The organism is Bradyrhizobium sp. Kon10 (genome assembly GCF_055807395.1).
In genome coordinates this window covers 1-289 of sequence record NZ_JBVVOZ010000188.1, presented here as the reverse complement: position 1 = coordinate 289, position 289 = coordinate 1, and the positions used below count along the sequence as shown (strand labels likewise).

General features: G+C 66.4%; 2 protein-coding genes. One reads left to right on the top strand and one right to left on the bottom strand.

Annotated features, from left to right (window positions below):
* Positions 1-7 precede the first annotated feature (7 nt).
* A complete protein-coding gene (locus AC0L2O_RS36655; protein ID WP_473373184.1) occupies positions 8-145 on the top strand; it encodes a hypothetical protein in 138 nt (45 codons plus the stop codon).
* Here the strand turns inward: AC0L2O_RS36655 and AC0L2O_RS36650 are convergent.
* Positions 105-289 (bottom strand): hypothetical protein (locus AC0L2O_RS36650; protein WP_473373185.1); only part of this gene is annotated, 185 nt, incomplete at its 5' end. The two genes, AC0L2O_RS36655 and AC0L2O_RS36650, sit on opposite strands and share 41 nt — an antisense overlap.

The following is a 289-nucleotide window of genomic DNA, read 5'->3' as shown; positions in this document are numbered from 1 at the left end:
GGTAGAGGTGGACAGGCTGGACCAGTTGGAGATAGCGCTTACAGTGGGCGTCGACGGCATGCTCCTCGACAACATGTCGGTCGAGGAGCTTGCGCAGGCTGTGCCTATGTCGGGCGCAGCGCGATCACCGAGGCCTTGGGCTTGAGTAACGCGGGCGAGCGCCCGGCAATTGCGGCGACCGGCGTGGACCGCATATCGGTGGCTGGCTTACCCGCAGCGCGCCCATTCTCGACATCGGCCTCGTGCTCGGCGCCGGCGGCATGCTGATGTACCCGGCCTGGGTTCTGAC